The 16664-nt window shown below is 64.0% G+C and carries 18 protein-coding genes and 1 other RNA gene; 7 read left to right on the forward strand and 12 right to left on the reverse strand.

What is annotated here, in order from left to right; translation table 11 throughout:
* The first annotated feature begins 105 nt into the window (after positions 1–105).
* Both RAD10_RS13165 and RAD10_RS13170 read left to right on the forward strand, forming a co-directional pair.
* Complete coding sequence (locus RAD10_RS13165) at positions 106–1227, forward strand: DUF2336 domain-containing protein (RefSeq protein ID WP_104463261.1); 1122 nt, start codon at positions 106–108, stop codon at positions 1225–1227.
* Between the two features lie 47 nt (positions 1228–1274).
* The gene (locus RAD10_RS13170; RefSeq protein ID WP_092253357.1) at positions 1275–1517 is read left to right on the forward strand and encodes a hypothetical protein; all 243 of its coding nucleotides are present in this window, start codon (positions 1275–1277) and stop codon (positions 1515–1517) included.
* 24 nt (positions 1518–1541) lie between these two features.
* Here RAD10_RS13170 and RAD10_RS13175 read toward each other — a convergent pair whose 3' ends face one another.
* Positions 1542–2486 (reverse strand): LysR family transcriptional regulator, encoded by a 945-nt coding sequence (locus RAD10_RS13175; protein ID WP_461617814.1) that lies wholly within the window; start codon positions 2484–2486, stop codon positions 1542–1544.
* A 278-nt stretch (positions 2487–2764) separates the two neighbouring features.
* Here RAD10_RS13175 and RAD10_RS13180 point away from each other — a divergent pair, with 278 nt between their 5' ends.
* Positions 2765–4534 (forward strand): autotransporter family protein, encoded by a 1770-nt coding sequence (locus tag RAD10_RS13180; protein ID WP_461617815.1) that lies wholly within the window; start codon positions 2765–2767, stop codon positions 4532–4534.
* A gap of 193 nt (positions 4535–4727) precedes the next feature.
* On the opposite strand, the gene RAD10_RS13185 is transcribed toward RAD10_RS13180, so the two are convergent.
* From RAD10_RS13185 to RAD10_RS13195, 3 genes are all read right to left on the reverse strand, one after another.
* Entirely contained in the window at positions 4728–5225 is a 498-nt protein-coding gene (locus RAD10_RS13185) for a GNAT family N-acetyltransferase (protein ID WP_461617816.1), read from the reverse strand.
* Between the two features lie 207 nt (positions 5226–5432).
* Complete coding sequence (gene cax / locus RAD10_RS13190; RefSeq protein ID WP_461617817.1) at positions 5433–6536, reverse strand: calcium/proton exchanger; 1104 nt, start codon at positions 6534–6536, stop codon at positions 5433–5435.
* 94 nt (positions 6537–6630) lie between these two features.
* Entirely contained in the window at positions 6631–6912 is a 282-nt protein-coding gene (locus tag RAD10_RS13195) for a hypothetical protein (RefSeq protein WP_461617818.1), read from the reverse strand.
* 156 nt (positions 6913–7068) lie between these two features.
* On the opposite strand from RAD10_RS13195, the gene RAD10_RS13200 reads away from it, so the two are divergent.
* Positions 7069–7401 carry a hypothetical protein gene (locus RAD10_RS13200; protein WP_461617819.1) on the forward strand — a complete coding sequence of 111 codons (333 nt, stop codon included), beginning with the start codon at positions 7069–7071 and terminating at the stop codon, positions 7399–7401.
* Positions 7402–7566: 165 nt separating this feature from the next.
* Complete coding sequence (locus tag RAD10_RS13205) at positions 7567–8328, forward strand: outer membrane protein (protein WP_461617820.1); 762 nt, start codon at positions 7567–7569, stop codon at positions 8326–8328.
* A 653-nt stretch (positions 8329–8981) separates the two neighbouring features.
* Here RAD10_RS13205 and RAD10_RS13210 read toward each other — a convergent pair.
* The 8 genes from RAD10_RS13210 to ssrA form a co-directional block, all read right to left on the reverse strand.
* On the reverse strand, positions 8982–9431 hold the full coding sequence (locus RAD10_RS13210; protein WP_461617821.1) for a hypothetical protein: 450 nt from the start codon (positions 9429–9431) through the stop codon (positions 8982–8984).
* A gap of 416 nt (positions 9432–9847) precedes the next feature.
* Positions 9848–11719, reverse strand: coding sequence for a ferrous iron transporter B (gene feoB, locus RAD10_RS13215; protein WP_461617822.1), 1872 nt, complete (start codon positions 11717–11719; stop codon positions 9848–9850).
* A 37-nt stretch (positions 11720–11756) separates the two neighbouring features.
* A complete protein-coding gene (locus tag RAD10_RS13220; RefSeq protein ID WP_018319701.1) occupies positions 11757–12032 on the reverse strand; it encodes a FeoA family protein in 276 nt (91 codons plus the stop codon).
* A gap of 115 nt (positions 12033–12147) precedes the next feature.
* Positions 12148–12399 (reverse strand): ribbon-helix-helix domain-containing protein, encoded by a 252-nt coding sequence (locus tag RAD10_RS13225; protein WP_063202285.1) that lies wholly within the window; start codon positions 12397–12399, stop codon positions 12148–12150.
* Positions 12396–12584, reverse strand: a complete 189-nt coding sequence (locus tag RAD10_RS13230) for a DUF4169 family protein (protein WP_461617823.1) — start codon at positions 12582–12584, stop codon at positions 12396–12398. Before RAD10_RS13230 ends, RAD10_RS13225 begins: the two co-directional genes overlap by 4 nt.
* Positions 12585–12865: 281 nt before the next feature.
* Positions 12866–14314, reverse strand: coding sequence for a class II fumarate hydratase (fumC, locus tag RAD10_RS13235; RefSeq protein ID WP_461617903.1), 1449 nt, complete (start codon positions 14312–14314; stop codon positions 12866–12868).
* A gap of 89 nt (positions 14315–14403) precedes the next feature.
* Positions 14404–14922: an SspB family protein gene (locus tag RAD10_RS13240; protein WP_028145462.1), complete on the reverse strand. Its 519-nt coding sequence runs from the start codon at positions 14920–14922 to the stop codon at positions 14404–14406.
* A 123-nt stretch (positions 14923–15045) separates the two neighbouring features.
* Positions 15046–15410, reverse strand: a transfer-messenger RNA (tmRNA) gene (ssrA, locus tag RAD10_RS13245).
* A 95-nt stretch (positions 15411–15505) separates the two neighbouring features.
* On the opposite strand from ssrA, the gene RAD10_RS13250 reads away from it, so the two are divergent.
* Positions 15506–16123: a chromate transporter gene (locus RAD10_RS13250; RefSeq protein WP_461617824.1), complete on the forward strand. Its 618-nt coding sequence runs from the start codon at positions 15506–15508 to the stop codon at positions 16121–16123.
* A complete protein-coding gene (locus RAD10_RS13255; protein WP_461617825.1) occupies positions 16120–16650 on the forward strand; it encodes a chromate transporter in 531 nt (176 codons plus the stop codon). Before RAD10_RS13250 ends, RAD10_RS13255 begins: the two co-directional genes overlap by 4 nt.
* The last annotated feature ends 14 nt before the right edge of the window (positions 16651–16664 follow it).

Below are 16664 nucleotides of genomic sequence, written 5' to 3' on the forward strand. Positions count from 1 at the left end.
CTCTAGCGTCAGTTCTCAGAGGAATCCGGTGTCCCGCCACGAGCGGCGGGGCGGCGCGCCAAAAGAACTGCCAAGAATTACTCGCCAAGAACTGGGGTTATCGAGATGAACGGGGCGAAAACGCTTCTACAGGATCTGGACGACGCGATCGCGCGCGGCACTGACGAGAGCCGGGCCAAGGCGTTGTGGCATGCGACCGACATTCTGATCACCGGCCGCTACAGCGACGACGAGATCAGCATGTTCGGCGAGGTCATCGGGCGGCTCGCCGACGAGATCGAGGTCGCTGCGCGGGCGCAGCTCTCGGAGCTGATGTCGGCGTGCGATCACGCTCCGCTCAACGTCATCGAAAAGCTGGCGCTCGACGACGAGATCGAGGTCGCCGGTCCCGTGCTGCGCGACTCCACTCGTCTCGACGAGAAGATGCTGGTCGAGAGCGCCATGACCAAGGGCCAGTCGCATCTGCTCGCAATCGCCCAGCGCAAATCGATCGGCGAGGCCGTCACCGACGTGCTGGTCAAGCGCGGCGATCAGGAGGTCGTGACGTCGGTTGCCAGGAACGAGGGCGCGCGCTTCTCCGGCTCGGGCCTGTTGCACATGGTCCGCCGCGCCGAGGGCGATTCGATCCTCGCCGAGCAGCTTGGCCTGCGCAAGGACGTGCCGCGCCACATCTTCCAGCAACTGATCTCGAAGGCGTCGGAAGACGTCCGCCGCCGCCTCGAGACCGAGCGGCCCGAAATGATGGCGCAGATCCAGAGCTCGGTGACCGAGGTCACCGGCGATCTTCAGTCCAAGTTCGGCCCGTCCTCGCGCAGCTATTTCGTCGCCAAGCGCGTGGTGACGACGCAGTATCGCCAGGGCAACCTCAACCAGGATTCGATCTCGAACTATGCGCGCCAGCACCGCTTCGACGAGGTGCAGATCGGCCTGTCGCTGCTGTCGGCGTTGCCGGTCGACGTGATCGAGCGCGCGATGATGGACCGCAACCGCGAGATGATTCTGGTGCTGTGCAAGGCGCTCGACTTCTCCTGGGACACGACCATGTCGCTGCTGTTCCTCGGCGCCAAGGATCATCTGATCACGGCGCGCGAGCTCCACGACAACGAGCGCGATTTCGGCCGGCTCAAGATCGAGACCTCGCGCAGCGTCTTGAAGTTCTACCAGTCGCGCAAGACCGCCGCTGACTCCGCCTCAGGCGGCCGTCAGCCCGAGCTTCAGGTCCACTGAACAGGTGCACTGAGCATCGTCCCGGACTTCAAAGGGGAGTATTTGCAATGTTGCCTCAATTCGGCACCGCGGTTCGCAAGAAGAACCTCAACAGCGCCGTCACCGCCGATCTCGGCGGCGGAGCACCCGACAAGGCGTCGGTGGACGCGGCCTGGCTCGTGCTGGAAGCCGCCAACGACCTCGGTGACCACGCCGCGATCGACGCCTGCCGCCGCGTCATCGACGCCGAGCTGACCGGCACGGTGGCCGGAAGCTCCGACATCGATCTCGTGCTGGGGTATTTCAGGTAAGATCCGCGAGGCCCCGCGGCGACGTCATCCGCCGGTCAGATTGCGCGGCACCGGTTTGTTCGCGGCGATCGCCGAGATGATCCTGATGAACGTCGTCACCGCCGGAGCCGGCGTGCGGTGACGTTGGGTAATGAGGCCGAATTCAATGTCGATCGGCGCCGGCTTCATCACCAAATGGGCGAGTTCGCGCCTGCGCCAATAGGGCTCCAGGAGCGGCACCGGTGCCCAGCCGATCGCGTCGCTCGCCATCACCACCTGGCGCATCGCTGCGAAGCTCTCGGCCCAGATTCGCGGAACGAACCCTCCGGATTTCGGTACGGTCAATGCGCGATTGTCGCCAGCGCCGTCGACCAGCTCGGATGAATAGTGCGAGGGGCGGGGACCGGTCAGGGGATAATCCAGCAGATCCTCCGCTTTGATCACCTTGTGCCGCAGCAGCGGATGGCCGCGCCGGCAATACAGGGCGACCTTGGCGGTGACCAGCTTCTCGAACGCGAGATCATCGAGGTCGCGGACCTCGATCTGGTCGCAGATCGCGATATCGGCGCTGCCGTTCAGCACCTCCTTGACCGCGAACCGGGCTTCAGTCGAGCGCAGGCGACAGCGGATGTTCGGGAATTCCATCGCGAGACGTCCGAGCGCCTGAGGCACCCAGAGCTCGGAGGGAAATGTGCCAGCGACAACGGTGATCTCGCCGACCTCCAGTCCCCTGGCCAGACGAATCTCGCGGGACAGGATATCCATGCTGCGCGCGACCGGCTCGCCGTGCTCCAGCACGATGCGGCCGAACATCGTCGGCTCTGGAACGCCCGTTCCCCTGTCGAACAGCCGCACCCCGAGATCGCCTTCAAGCGCCTGAAGCGCGCGCGTCAGTGCCGACTGTGTGATGCCCAGGGATTCGGCGGCACGGCCGAAGTGACGATGGTGGTCCAGGGCTTTGACGATCTCGATGTGCCGGATGGTGATCATGATGCGCTTAGCTCATTGAGTTTTGTGTTTGATGAATTTGACACATGTAGCAACGCTTTGTCATCTCACGCGAGGCGGCAGGTGATTCATCGCTGAATCAGTTTGATCCGTCAGGAATGGGAATGAGCGCGGACGCGCGTGGGGGCAAGTTGACTATGAGCAATTATCAGGCGCGATCGGAATTCGATCGCGGCAACGGATCGTCGCGGCCTGCGAAGAGGCATCGCCCGGCGTCACGCAATATGCTGCGCCGCCATTGGCTCTGTGGTGCTGCGTTAATGGCGCTCTCGGCCCCGGCCGCCGCCCAGACGATCGATACGCTTCCGGCCTGGAACGGCACGGCGGGATTCAGCACTTGGGGCGCCGGCGCCACGGCGACCTACGGGCAGACCATCACGGCGCCGGGCCAGAGCCGGCTCACTGGATTTTCGTTCGAGCTGGCGAACTACTTTGGCGCCCAGTCGCAATTCACGGCATCGGTCTATAGGTGGGATTCGGTCAACAACCAGATCACCGGAAGCTCCCTGTTCACTTCAGCGGTGATGACCTCGCCGGCCAGCACGACATTCACGCCTGTCACGGCCAATACCGGCGGCGTGGTGCTCACGCCAGGGCAGCAGTATGTGTTGTTCCTGACCACGATCAACGTGACGCAGTCGGGTCCGTCATCCTACAACAAGTTCGGGCGGGTGCTCGGCTCGCCCTATGCCGGCGGCACGATCGTGTACCAGAACAGCACGACCGCCGCTGATCTCACCACCCAGCCCTGGGACGTGGTCGGTGACGACTTCGCATTTGTCGCGGTGTTCGGTCCCGGATCGCTGTCGCCGCAGCTGCCCACGGGCACGCCGCGAAATCCGGTCAATGTCGCCGGCGGCATCGACAAGTTTCTCGACGGCGGCGGCAGCCCGTCGGGCGGATTTCAGATATTGACCGGGCTTGCTCCGGCGCAATTGCCCGGCGCCTTGACCCAACTCTCCGGCGAGAACGGCACGGCGACCCAGCAGGGCGGCGTGCAGCTGACGAATCTCTACCTGTCGCTGCTGACCGATCCGTTTGCGGTCGATCGCGGCGCCGGCGGCAGTAGTGGTGCGATGGGCTTTGCGGCGGAGCGTCCGAGTGCGAATCTGCCGCCCGCCATCGCCTCGGCCTATGCCGCGGTCGGCAAGGCGCCGTCGCTGGAGCAGGCGGCCGCGCCGCGCTGGAACGTGTGGGGCACCGCATTTGGCGGCAGCAGCAAGACCAACGGCGATGCCGTCATCGTCGGCAGTCACGACGTCAGGTCGAGTGCCGGCGGCTTCGCAGCGGGCGCCGACTATCGCTTGTCTGCGGACACGCGCGTCGGCTTTTCGCTGGCGGGCGGCTCGACCTCATGGTCGCTGGCCGGTGATCTCGGCAATGGCCGCAGTGACGTGCTGCTGGCCGGTCTTTACGGTTCGCACAAGTTTGGTGCCGCCTATGTCTCGGGCGCCGTCTCCTACGGCAATTACTGGACCTCCGCCTTCCGAACCGTGCGCGTCGCGGGTGCCGATACGCTGCGTGCCGATTTCAACGCCCAGGATCTTGGTGCGCGCATCGAAGGTGGCTACCGCATTCCGCTGTGGGCGGCGCTCGACATGACGCCCTATGCGGTGGTTCAGGTGCAGGAGTTCCGCACGCCGTCCTACGCCGAAGCGGCGACCGTGGGCTCGGCGCAGTTCGCGCTCAACTACGAGGCGCGCACGGTCACGGCGGTGCGCACCGAGCTGGGCAACCGGATCGGCAAGTCGTGGCACGTGCCCGACGGCAGCGTGCTGAACCTGTTCGGCAAGGCGGCGTGGGCCCGTGACGAGATCAGCGATCCCAGGCTGAACGTCAGCTTCGTCGGCCTTCCCGTGGCGAGCTTCGCGGTCAACGGCGCGACGCCGGCCCGTGACCTGGCGCTGGTCACCGCCGGCGCGGAATGGCAGTTCAGGAGCGGCATCTCGGTGATGGCGAAGTTCGACGGCGAGTTTGCCGAGCGGTCGCTGACCTATGCCGGCACCGCCCGGCTGCGCTACGCGTGGTGATCGCGGCGCGGATCGGGCCGCTCTAAAGCATGATCCGGAAAAGTGCGCAGCGGTTTTCCGAGAAGATCATGCTTAAACAACAAGCTAAAGCGCGATGACGCTTCATCCTGATCGCATCGCGCCTTAAGGGGCTGGGCGGCTCAACCTCTTGCGCGGTGGTTTCGTTGTCACCGCGCAGGAGGACCCGCGGCTCTTATCGGCGGATTCGGTAGATCACCACGTCCTCGCCGTGACGGTTCGTGCTCCGCTCGAGCAGGTAATTCGACTTCTCCAGCACGCGGCGCGATGCGCCGTTTGCGACATAGACGATGCCGATGAGGGACGGCAGCTCGAGCTGTGACAGGGCGATCCGAGTGAGCGCAGTCGCGATCTCGCTGGCAAGTCCCCGGCCCCAGAGGCTGCGGTTGAACGCGTAGGCGATCTCGATCTCGTCGACGTCGTCCACCAGGATATGCCGGATGCCCGCCCGTCCGGCAAATGCGCCGTCTTTCGTGCGCAGCGTCCACAGGCCGAAGCCGTGCTGATCCCAATGCGCCATGTTGGCGACGAGATATTTCTCCGTTGCCTCCGCCGAGCGCACGCCGCCGATATAACGCGACGCCTCGGGATCCAGATGGAGCGCGACGAGATCGGGGAGGTGACTTTCGTTCAGCCTCTCGGCGGTCAGGTTGTCGGTACTGAAGCGATTCATGGAAGCAGAGTGTCGCCCGGAGCTGGTCGCGATCTGGATGTTATCGAGGCCGATGATGCCATCGTGCCGCTGTTTTGCCCGACAGGTCAACCGGCGCGCGGCGCGTAGCCTAAAGCGCGATGCGATCAGGATGAATCGTCATCGCGCTTTAGGTTGTTGTTTAGGCATGATCCGGAAAACCAGCTGCGCACTTTTCCGGATCATGCTTCAGACTGGCCCGTGCGAGCCGGGCGGGACCATGTAGAGCGTCATCGCGAAGATCGCGTAGATGCAGAGCAGGAGCGCGCCGACGAACCAGGCCGAGCGACCGCCATTGGTGACGAAGCTCGTCACCACGGCGGCGATCATGACCATGGTCACCGCGCCCGGCCAGAATTGAAGGTCCATGGGCTGCGGCCCGACGACGTAGCTCAGCAGCACGAGAACGGGTGCGACGAACAACGCGATCTGGCTTGCGCTTCCGAGCGCGATGCTCACGCTCATGTCGAGCCGGTTGCGGCGTGCCGCGGAAAACGCCACGGCCATCTCGGCCGCGGCCCCGACCAGGGCAACGACGATGAACCCCACGAAGGCCGGGGTCATGCCGAGCGTTTCGGCCGCCTTCTGCACCGACGCGACGAAGATCTCGCTCACGAGCGCAACCAGCACGGTGACGATCCCCAGGGTTGGAACGGCGATCGCGACCGGCAGTATCGGGCCGCCAGCCTCGCCATGGTCGCTGCTTGCAAACAGCTCCTTGTGCGTCTTCAGCGAGAACAGCAGGCTGAGACCGTAGGCCGCAATCAGCAGGACCGCCAAGGCGGTGCTCAAGCGCTGCACCGTCGCCTCGTGTCCGGGAAAGTCGAGATCGGCTACGGCCGAGGGTGACAACAGGGCAATCGTGGCCATCAGCAGCAGCGCGGAATGGAGCCTGCCGCCCGCCCGGTTGTATTCCTGCACGCGATGCCTCAATCCGCCCAGAAACAGCGATGCGCCCAGCATGAACAGCGAGTTGGTCACGATCGCACCCGCGATCGAGGCTTTGACCAGCATGTATTGACCGGCCTGCAACGCTGTGACCGCGATGATGAGCTCCGTGAGATTGCCAAGCGTGGCGTTCAACAGTCCGCCGACCGCATCGCCGGTCTTCTCGGCCACGGCCTCCGTCGCATGGCTGAGCAGGCTCGCGAGCGGCACGATGGCGATCACGGCCAGCACGAACAGCAGCGTATGCGCGTCCGGCATGACATGCTCGAGCACGATCACGACGGGCACGACAATCAGCAGCCACAGCAGCGGGCTGTGCCGGATTTCCCTGAGCAGCGCATTCATGGTCCGTCCTTCGCGGCCAGACCTCGACGCTGCCGCCGGAGAGGGGCCCGGTGTTGATCTAGCTCAACGGCTTGTGCGCCCTCGAACCGGCGCCTCAATAGCAGGGCGGATAGGGCTGATATCCGCACGCCCGACGATAGCCATAGGCGCCATAGGCGGCAGCTCCCGCCGCCGCTGCACCGTAGTAGGCGCGCCGATGGACCCTGCGGTTGACGCCGGCAACGCTTCCCGGCGTGAGCGGGCGCCCGACGCGGGCCTCGGCGGTGTCAACGGACACGGCGAGCGGATTCAACTGCGAGGTGTGGAACGACAGGGGCGCTGCCGTGAACAGCGCGGCGATGACGAACAGTCCGATCAGCTTGGCATGTTCGGTCATGTGCTCTCTCCCTTTGCAGGACGACGAGAAAGCGTGACAGGCCGGTGAGGTAGACCATTGACCGAGATCAACGGTCGAACTTCCGCGTAGAGCGCAAGCATCGTCCCCGGGCCGCATCTGGCCTTCCTCGCTGGCGAATTCGACAAGCCATTCGAGTTGATCTGCATCAAGCGCTGCGATCGCGGCCCAACCACAACAGCAACCGGGCTGGTTGGCGAGGCGTTGGTGAGAGCGATGATTCCGACTTGGTACGTCACCTTTGAAGTTCGAAAACGGGGGCTACTTTTGAGAAAGCGGAGTCCGCGTGAGACGAAGACTTTCGCGACCGAGCATGAAGCCAAGCTGTTCGCGCGTGCCAGGCTCGACGAGGGGCTTGCAGTCTTTGCAGGCACGATCAACCCCCACCTTCCCAGGCGGCTCATCCCATCCTCCGGCGTCCACGCTTGGCTTGCCGACGAACAAGACAGCACCTCGCTCCGAGATGAATAGCGAATAAGCACGTTGTCGTGCACAGACGTGGCGCTTGAGTGTTGCCATTTTGGTACGGGCCAAAGCCTCCCTCGCGCGTAACCTCGAGACGTTCGCAATATGCACGCTAGCCTGCATAAGGCTCAATTTTTGAACGGAAGAGATCTAGGAAAAGGGGATACGACGATGAAGAAGCTCTCGATAGCTGCGATCGGCTTCGCGGCGCTGAGCATGGTGGCTCCGGCCATGGCTGCCGATATGGCTGTCAAGGCAGCGCCGCCGCCGGTACCTGTGATGGCAGTCTATAACTGGACGGGATTCTACATCGGCGCCAACGGCGGCTGGGGGCAGAGCCACGGCTGCGTCGACTTCGTGACGGCTGCAGGGACGCTCGCAAGTGGTTGCGCCGATCGCTCCGGCGGCTTGATCGGCGGACAGCTCGGGTATCGCTGGCAGACCAATCAGTTTGTGCTCGGCCTGGAAGCGCAGGGCGATTGGGCCGAGATCAAGAACACGCGTGTCAGCCTGATTGATCCGCTGGTCTCGACCACGGGCAAGACAGATGGCATCGGGCTCTTCACGGCCCAGGTAGGTTGGGCATGGAACGCCTCGCTGTTCTACCTGAAGGGCGGCGCGGCGGTGACCCGTAATCGCTTCGATATCTTCAACAACGTCACGGGCGTTGGCCTCGCCTCCGCAGGTCACACGCGCTGGGGCGGTGCTCTCGGTGTCGGCTGGGAATACGGCTTCACGCCGAACTGGTCGGTCGGTGTCGAGTACGACCATCTCTGGATGGGGCGGGACAACACCGCCTTCGCAGCCGGCGTGGTCACGCCCGGCGGGCTCGCGCTCACGGGCAGCGGCGTCACCCAGGATATCGACATGGTCACACTTCGGCTGAACTATCGCTTCGGCGGTTACGGCGCGCCGGTCACGGCTCGCTATTGATCTCAAATCTTCCCAGTGAACTCAGGCCCCGGCATCAACCGGGGCCTTTTTCGTGGGAGACGAACAGACGCGAGAATGTCTGGCGCGTTTAGAGTTCACTCTGTCCGCAAGGGCCTCGAGGCTTTCACGCTTGATCGTTTTCGAATGCGATGGAATGACGCAGATCAACGGATGATATGGACGGCTCGGGTTTGATCTAGCGCAACAAGGACATGCTGCGACTTTCCATGCTCCGCATGCGTTTGAATATCCGTGCAGATGGCAACGTGACTGGAAAGGATCAAGGATCGTCCGACAGGCCTTCGTTCCCTGGACAAAAGGAGATAGGCAATGATCAAGTGGATCGCTGTTGTGACTTTCGCCTTGTTGGTCGGAACTTCGGCCCAAGGCATGACCCCCGCGCCGCTTGTCCAACCCGAGAGCATGATCACGCCGGTCGCAGCAGCATGCGGACCGGGACGAACACGGATCAACGGCATATGCGTCGCAAGGACCACGGTCCGCCACACACGTCGGGCCGTGCGTCGATGCCTCCGCTGGCAGGGAGGCGTCTGCGCCCAGTTCGAATAGATGCCATGCAGATCGGCGTCCGGATCATCGCCGGGCGCCGGCATCGCCGAGCGTGGTCGAGTGCCGCACGAGCGCCGTTGCGATCACCAGTACCGGTAGCCAAACCACCCGAACTGTGGTTGCCGCGCCGCCAGGACCATCTGCGGTGTCGGGTGTCGTTTCGATCGCGGCGCATTGTGTTGCGGCTTTCGCGGCCGCTTGTGCTCGACGGCTTCGCGCGGCGGCGAGTCCGCGCGCGCCATCGCGAGTGCATTGGCAACCGCGGGTGTCTCCGCTCGAATGACCGGCGGCTCTGTGCGGGCGAGGGAAGGAGGCTCCGTAATCGAAGGTGCAGATGCGACCGCCACGATCACTGGCGCGGTCATATCGAGGACCACACGCTCGGGCAATTTGCGGTCCGAGTGAATGCGTATGGTCGCCCGATCCGCGGTCGTCCTCTCGGCGACTTGCACGCCGGGCAGACAGAAGTCCGCAACGAACAGGAGCGCGAGCAATGCCGCTCCGACCTTACAGAAATAGGCCAATAACGGCATCCCGGTCGCTCCGTGCCCCCACAATGGCCCAGCTTGCGACGACGTTCCGCCAGTCTCCGACTCGTTGCGCGAGGTAGCTTGATCCAGATCAAGCGCGCGAAATATCTCCAACCTGGTCCTGGCGAATCTTTGATGATGTCATTGGATCAATGCTTTGCCCGACGATGTAGCGCCTCGGAAGCAGCATGCAGCTCGACCGCTGCCGCAGCTTCGGAGCGTCTGGTCGCGCGTCGCACAGCTCGTGACTTGCAAGCCAGACCTGTGCGGCATCGATCATTTTCGGGAGAATGGCATCGTGCCAGTGTTTTGCCCGACCAGGCAACCGAGACGACTTTCGCTCGCGCGTAAGCCATTGATTTCACAACCCCCGTCTACTGTGCATGGGGTTGTTTTCGCGAGTTTTGTTTTGGGAGGGCCTAGCCGGCCCCGAGCGCCACCGCGACGTTGTACGTCAGGAGGCTCGCGGCATAGGCCAGCACCAGCATGTAGGTGAAGGTCACGGCCATCCAGGTCCAGCTTCCGGTCTCGCGCCGGATCACGGCCAGCGTCGAGGCGCATTGCGGGGCGAAGATGTACCAGGCCAGCATCGACAGCGCGGTGGCGAGCGACCATTTCGTCGCCAGCACCTGGCCGATCTGCTCGGCCGCTTCCTTGCCGCCTTCGATCGCATAGACGGTGCCGAGGGCGGCGACCGCGACCTCGCGCGCCGCCATGCCCGGGATCAGCGCGACCGCGATCTGCCAGTTGAAGCCGACCGGCGCGAGCAGCGGTTCGAGCGCCTTGCCGATGATCGCGGCCAGGCTGAAGTCGATGGCGGGCTCGGTGGCGCCCGCCGGCGGCTGCGGGAACGAGGCCAGGAACCAGATCAGCACCATCATCGAGAAGATCGTGGTGCCGGCGCGGTACAGGAACATCTTGGCGCGGGTGAAGATGCCGATCACGATCGATTTCAACCGCGGCATCTTGTAGTCCGGCAGCTCGAGCATGAACGGCGCCGGCGCATAGTCGCGCAGCATGAAGAACTTGATCAGGAACGAGACGAGAAGCGCGCTGATGATGCCGCAGGAATAGAGGCCGAACATCACGAGGCCCTGCAGGTTGATGAAGCCCCAGATATCCTTCGCAGGGATGAAAGCCGAGATGATCAGCGTGTAGACGGGAATGCGCGCCGAGCAGGTCATCAGCGGCGCGATCAGGATCGTGGTCAGCCGGTCGCGCTTGTTGTCGATCACGCGCGTCGCCATGATGCCGGGAATGGCGCAGGCAAAGCTCGACAGCAGCGGAATGAAGGCGCGGCCGTGCAGGCCGGCGCCGCCCATGATGCGGTCCATCAGGAACGCGGCGCGCGCCATGTAGCCGAAATCTTCCAGCAGCAGGATGAACAGGAAGATGAGGATGATCTGCGGCAGGAACACGATGACGCTGCCGACGCCGGAGATCACGCCATTCTGCAGGAAGCTCTGCAACAGGCCGTCGGGCAGGGTGGCCTGCACGAGCTCCCCGAGCGCGTCGAAGCCGGACTTGAGCACGTCCATTGCCGGTTGCGCCCAGGCGAACACCGCCTGGAACATCACGAACAGGATCAGCGCGAGCACGATGAGACCGCCGACCGGATGCAGCACGATCGCGTCGATCCGCGCGGTCCAGGTGTCGGGCCTAGCAGGCAGGCTGACGCAGTCGGCGATGATGCGGTCGGCCTCGCGCTGGGTCGCGCGCAATTCGGAGACGCTGAGCGCGCGCCAGTTGTTCGCCTCCGCCTCGGCGGCGAGCTTTGCCGAGATCTCGTCGGTCAGCTTCAAGAGGTCGGCGGTGCCGCCCTTGCGCACCGCGATCGAGGTGACCACGGGCAGGCCGAGCTCCTTGGCGAGCCGCTCCGTATCGACGGTGATGCCGCGGCGGGCCGCGATGTCGAACATGTTGAGCACGAGCAGCATCGGCCGTCCGGTGCGCTTGAGCTCAAGCAGCAGGCGGATGGTCAGCCGTAGATTTGTGGAATCGGCCACGCACAGCACGAGGTCGGGCACGGTCTCGCCGGAGGCCTTGCCGAGCACGAAGTCGCGGGTGATCTCCTCGTCCGGGCTGCGGCCGCGCAGCGAATAGGTGCCGGGCAGGTCGACCACCGAGACCTGACGTCCCAGCGGAGTGACGAAGAAGCCTTCCTTGCGCTCGACGGTGACGCCCGGATAGTTCGCAACCTTCTGCCGGCTGCCGGTCAGGGCATTGAACAGCGAGGTCTTGCCGCTGTTCGGCGTGCCCACCAGGGCCAGATGCAGCAGGGGTAATTCCATGGAATCACTGGTCCGGGATCAGAGGTCCGGTCGCTGTCTAGGCGACGATGATGGCCATGGCTTCGCGGCGTCGGACCGCAATCGTGATGCTGTCGACCCGCACGGCGATCGGGTCACGCCCGACCAGCCCCTCGTGCAGGACCTCGACCCGGGCGCCCTCGACGAAGCCGAGCTCGATCAGGCGGCTCTCGAGCTCGATGTCGGAGAGCGCCGAGCCCGCCTCGCGAGCGGAAAGATGCTGGATGACGCCGGTATAGCCGCGCTGGGCCAGACCCAGCGGCATGTGCGGGCGCGTGTCATTGGTGTCGGTCATGCCCTGTATTTTCAACGCAAGGCATTGAGGTCAAGCGCGCGGGCTCGCTGAAACCGCACCTTAGAGTGATTTTAAAGTGCAGATCGCGGAGCGCCGTCGAAAGCGCCCCCGGCGGCTACTGGGCCGGGACCTTGTCCGGCTGGGGGGCCATGGCCCGGCTCTTGAAGTAGTCCAGCACGAACAGGCGGATCGCCGACGACAAATTGCCCTGCTGGCGGTTGTTGTCGATCTCGCCGACCAGCTCGGACAACGTCATGTTGCGCAAGCCGGAGATCTCCTTCATGCCGTTCCAGAACGCCTCTTCCAGGCTGACGCTGGTCTTGTGCCCGGCGACGACGATCGACCGTTTCACGACGGGCGACTTCATGGCTGCTCCTCGCGATCGATCTGGTGCTGGTCCAGGTGCGCCTTCGCCTTGTCCGCGCGCGTCTCCTGCGCCGACCGTTCCGCCTTCGTGCGGCCGAACTTCGTCCGGTTGGCGTCCGCCTGCTTCGCCGAGGTTTCCCGTTCGGCGCGCTTCCTGAAACGATTCAGGTTGATGACGTTCCCCATGCCGCGTCTCCATCATCCGATCCTTTCCAGGCAGGATGAAACATTCAGAAACAGGGTGCCGCACTGCGCCCCACAAGACTTGATCGCCATTCGCTTGTCCTCGTCAATCGGCCTCTCGGGCCATCAAACGATGAATTTCGCCCCCGTCGAGGGGCGGAAGGGCTGCGTAGCACGCCGTCCTGCCGGAACATTGACGGTAATCAAATCCCGCCCCCAAAGCCGCACATTTCTAGGGCGCCGAGCGTCCGTATCATTACGGATGGCTATCGGAATTCGGAGTTCTATCCCGGGCTGGTCATCTTCTCGGGCCGTACCAGGCGATCGAACTCGTCGGCCGAGACGAAGCCGAGCCGCAGCGCTTCCTCCTTCAGCGTGGTGCCGTTGGCATGGGCCGTCTTGGCCACCTTGGCGGCGTTGTCGTAGCCGATCTTCGGGGCGAGCGCAGTCACCAGCATCAACGAGCGCTGCATCAGCTCACTTATGCGCTTTTCGTCGGCACGGATGCCGCTCACGCAATGCTCGGTAAAGGATCGCGCGGCATCCGCCATCAGGCGGATCGAGTGCAGCATGTTGTAGGCGAGCACGGGCTTGTAGACGTTGAGCTCGAAATGGCCCTGGCTGCCGGCCACCGTGATCGCGGTGTGATTGCCGAACACCTGGCAGCAGACCATGGTCATCGCCTCGCACTGGGTCGGATTGACCTTGCCCGGCATGATCGAGGAGCCCGGCTCGTTCTCCGGCAGGACCAGCTCGCCTAGCCCCGAGCGCGGGCCCGATCCCAAGAGGCGGATGTCGTTGGCGATCTTGAACAGCCCTGTCGCGACCGAATTGATGGCGCCGTGCGCCAGCACGTAGGCGTCGTTGGAGGCCAGTGCCTCGAATTTGTTGGCGGCGCTGGTGAAGGGCAGCTTCGTGATCCCGACCACGTGCTTGGCGAAAAGCTTCGCGAAGCGCGGCTTCGAGTTGAGGCCGGTGCCGACGGCGGTGCCGCCCTGCGCTAGCGGATAGAGGTCCTTCACCGCGACCTTGAGCCGGGCGATGCCGCTTTCGACCTGCGCGGCATAGCCGGAAAACTCCTGGCCGAGCGTCAGGGGCGTGGCATCCTGCGTATGAGTCCGGCCGATCTTGACGATGTTTGCGAACGCCTTCTCCTTCTTGCGCAGCGCGCGGAGCAGCTCACCGAGCGCAGGAATGAGGTCGGCATTGATGCGACTTGCGGCCGCGATGTGCATCGCGGTCGGAAACGAATCGTTCGACGACTGGCTCATGTTGACGTGATCGTTGGGATGCACCGGCTTCTTGGCGCCGAGCTCGCCGCCCAAGAGCTCGTTGGCGCGGTTGGCGATCACCTCGTTGAGATTCATGTTGCTCTGGGTGCCCGAGCCGGTCTGCCACACCACCAGCGGGAAATGATCGTCCAGCCTGCCCTCGATCACCTCGCGGGCGGCGCGGATGATGGCGCCCGCGCGGCGCCGGTCGAGCAGGCCGAGCTCGAGGTTGGACTGCGCGGCCGCGAGCTTGACGATGCCGAGCGCGTGCACGAGCGAGATCGGCATGCGGTCGGTGCCGATGCGAAAGTTCTGGCGCGAGCGTTCGGTCTGCGCACCCCAATAGCGATCGGCGAGAACCTCGATGGGACCGAAACTGTCGGTCTCGATGCGGGTGGCGGGGCGGGCAGCCTTTGATCGGTCAGTCTTCGATCGGGCAGTTTTGGCCATGAGCACATCCATCCTGCCGCCCGAAATGCCGCGCGGCCGTTTCATGTGCTCTTCTATATAGACAGTTTGGCCGGGCGCGATGGCTTCGGCCCCAACCTAGATCATTTCTTGCGGAAACGATCGAGCCGCACGACTTCGGCGCCGCCCTGGTTCGGGGCCGCCGGCTCCTCCGTGCTTTCCGCCGTTTCAGGGGCGGGCGTCTGCACGGCGACGGCCGATGGCGCGGGAGCTGTCGGCAGCGTCTCGGGCGCGACTTCGGCGACGTCAGACGTGTCGAACTGCAGGCCGAACTTCACGGACGGATCGAGGAAGCTCTTGATGGCGCTGAACGGCACGATCAGCCGCTCCGGAATGCCGCCGAAGGACAGGCCGACCTCGAAGCGGTCCTCGAGCACGGTCAGGTCCCAGAACTGATGCTGCAGGATGATCGTCATCTCTTCCGGATATTGCGCCAGCAGCCGCGACGACAGCTTCACGCCCTCGGCCTTCGACACGAAGGTGATGAAGAAATGGTGCTCGCCCGGCAGGCCCTGGGCCGCGGCATCGGTCAGCACCTTCCGCAGCACGCCGCGCAGCGCGTCGCGGGCCAGCACATCGTATCGGATATGATCGGTCGCCATGGTGGTCCTGTTGCATCCCCGAAGCCGGACCGTGCCGACCCGACTCGCCAAGCCGCAATAGTACCGCGCCTGACGGGTCAGCAGGAGTCCCCGCCGGGGAAGAAATCAAGAGTAAAGTAGTAAAGTGGAGGCTTCTGTTGCCAGGTGCCTCCGAACCCCGCCTAACGGAGCTTAACCCGTTAGGACTTTAAGATGGTCTTTCAAACTGCGTTACGCAGCCTGAGCAACCGGAGCAAAGTTGTCGTTGGCAACTATTGCATAGCCCGATAACGGCGGAACAATACCGGGAAAAAGTTCGCCCTTTACGCCCTCGTCGATCCTATTTCGCCCCCGCCAAAGCCCGCTTCGGGATGACCCGTTGGTGGGCTTTGGTGGAGGCGCCGGGTACCGCCCCCGGGTCCGAATGGTTTATTGCGACGACCGTTTATTTCCATAGCCGGCGAACCGGCAGCCCCAATATAGGGCGCAAAGGTTTCGAAAAACAGGGGTTTGAACGGCCTCCGCAAGGTTCCCTTTGGATAGGTTCCGGCCGGACGGGGGCATGAGCTTGGCCGCGTGACGACCAGCGTTCTAAGCTCCTGAGATGCCCGAGGATTCCGCACCGGCCGCCCAAGAAACAGATCAGGTGCCGGACCACCGGGCGGCCGGCGCCGCTCCGCCCGGCCTGCTCGCGCTGTTTCTGGCCTTTGCCAGGATGTCGCTGGCCGGTTTCGGCGGGGTCTTGGTGTTTGCCCGGCGGGCGATCGTCGAGCAGCACCGCTGGATGAATGCGGACGAATTCAACGAGACCTTTGCGCTCTGCCATTTCCTGCCCGGACCCAACATCGTCAATCTGTCGATGGTGTTCGGATCAAGGCTGCGCGGCATCGCGGGCGGGGTTGCCGCCTTTGCCGGGCTGTTGCTGCCGCCGACGCTGATCATGATGGTGCTTGCGATCATCTACGCCCGTTACGGTGACCTCGACGTGCTGCGCCGCAGCCTCGCCGGCATCTCCTGCGCGGCGGTCGGACTCTTGATCGCGGTGGTGTTCCGCATGATGACGCCACTGCTGAAGCGGACGGATCCCCTCGCACTGATCCTGATGGCCGGCGTGTTCCTCGCCATCGGCGTGCTCCGCCTGCCGCTTCCGGCGGTGCTGCTGGTCGCGATCCCCGTCAGTGTCGGCGCCACTTTTTTCCTGCGGCGGAAAGTAGCAGCATGAAGCCCGAGAATCCGATCTGGGCGCTGATCTCCACCTTTGGACTGATGTCGCTGTTCGCGGTCGGCGGCGCCGCAGCGGCGGTGCCAGAGATGCACCGCATCGCGGTCGAGGTGCATCACTGGATGACCGACAAGCAGTTCACCGACGCCTATGCGATCGCGCAGCTCTCGCCAGGTCCGAACGTGCTTATCGTGACGTTAATCGGCTATGCCGTCGCCGGCATCCCCGGCGCGCTGGCGGCGACGCTGGCGATGTGTCTGCCGACAGCGCTGCTTGCCCATTATGTCAGCCGCCTCCTGAATCGGCCCAGCAAATCGCGTTGGCCCGGCTTGATCCAGGCTGCACTGGTTCCGCTTTCGATCGGATTGATGGCGGCGAGTGCCCTGATCCTGGCCCAGTCGACCGATCGCACAATTGCTGCAGTGCTTCTGACCGCAATGGTTGCGGTGATCGCCTCGGTCTCGCGCATCAATCCACTCTGGCTCCTGCTCGCCGGGGGACTGTTGGGTTTTGCTGGCATTGTGTAATGAAAATCGCTAGG

This window comes from Bradyrhizobium sp. 23AC, from assembly GCF_054863025.1.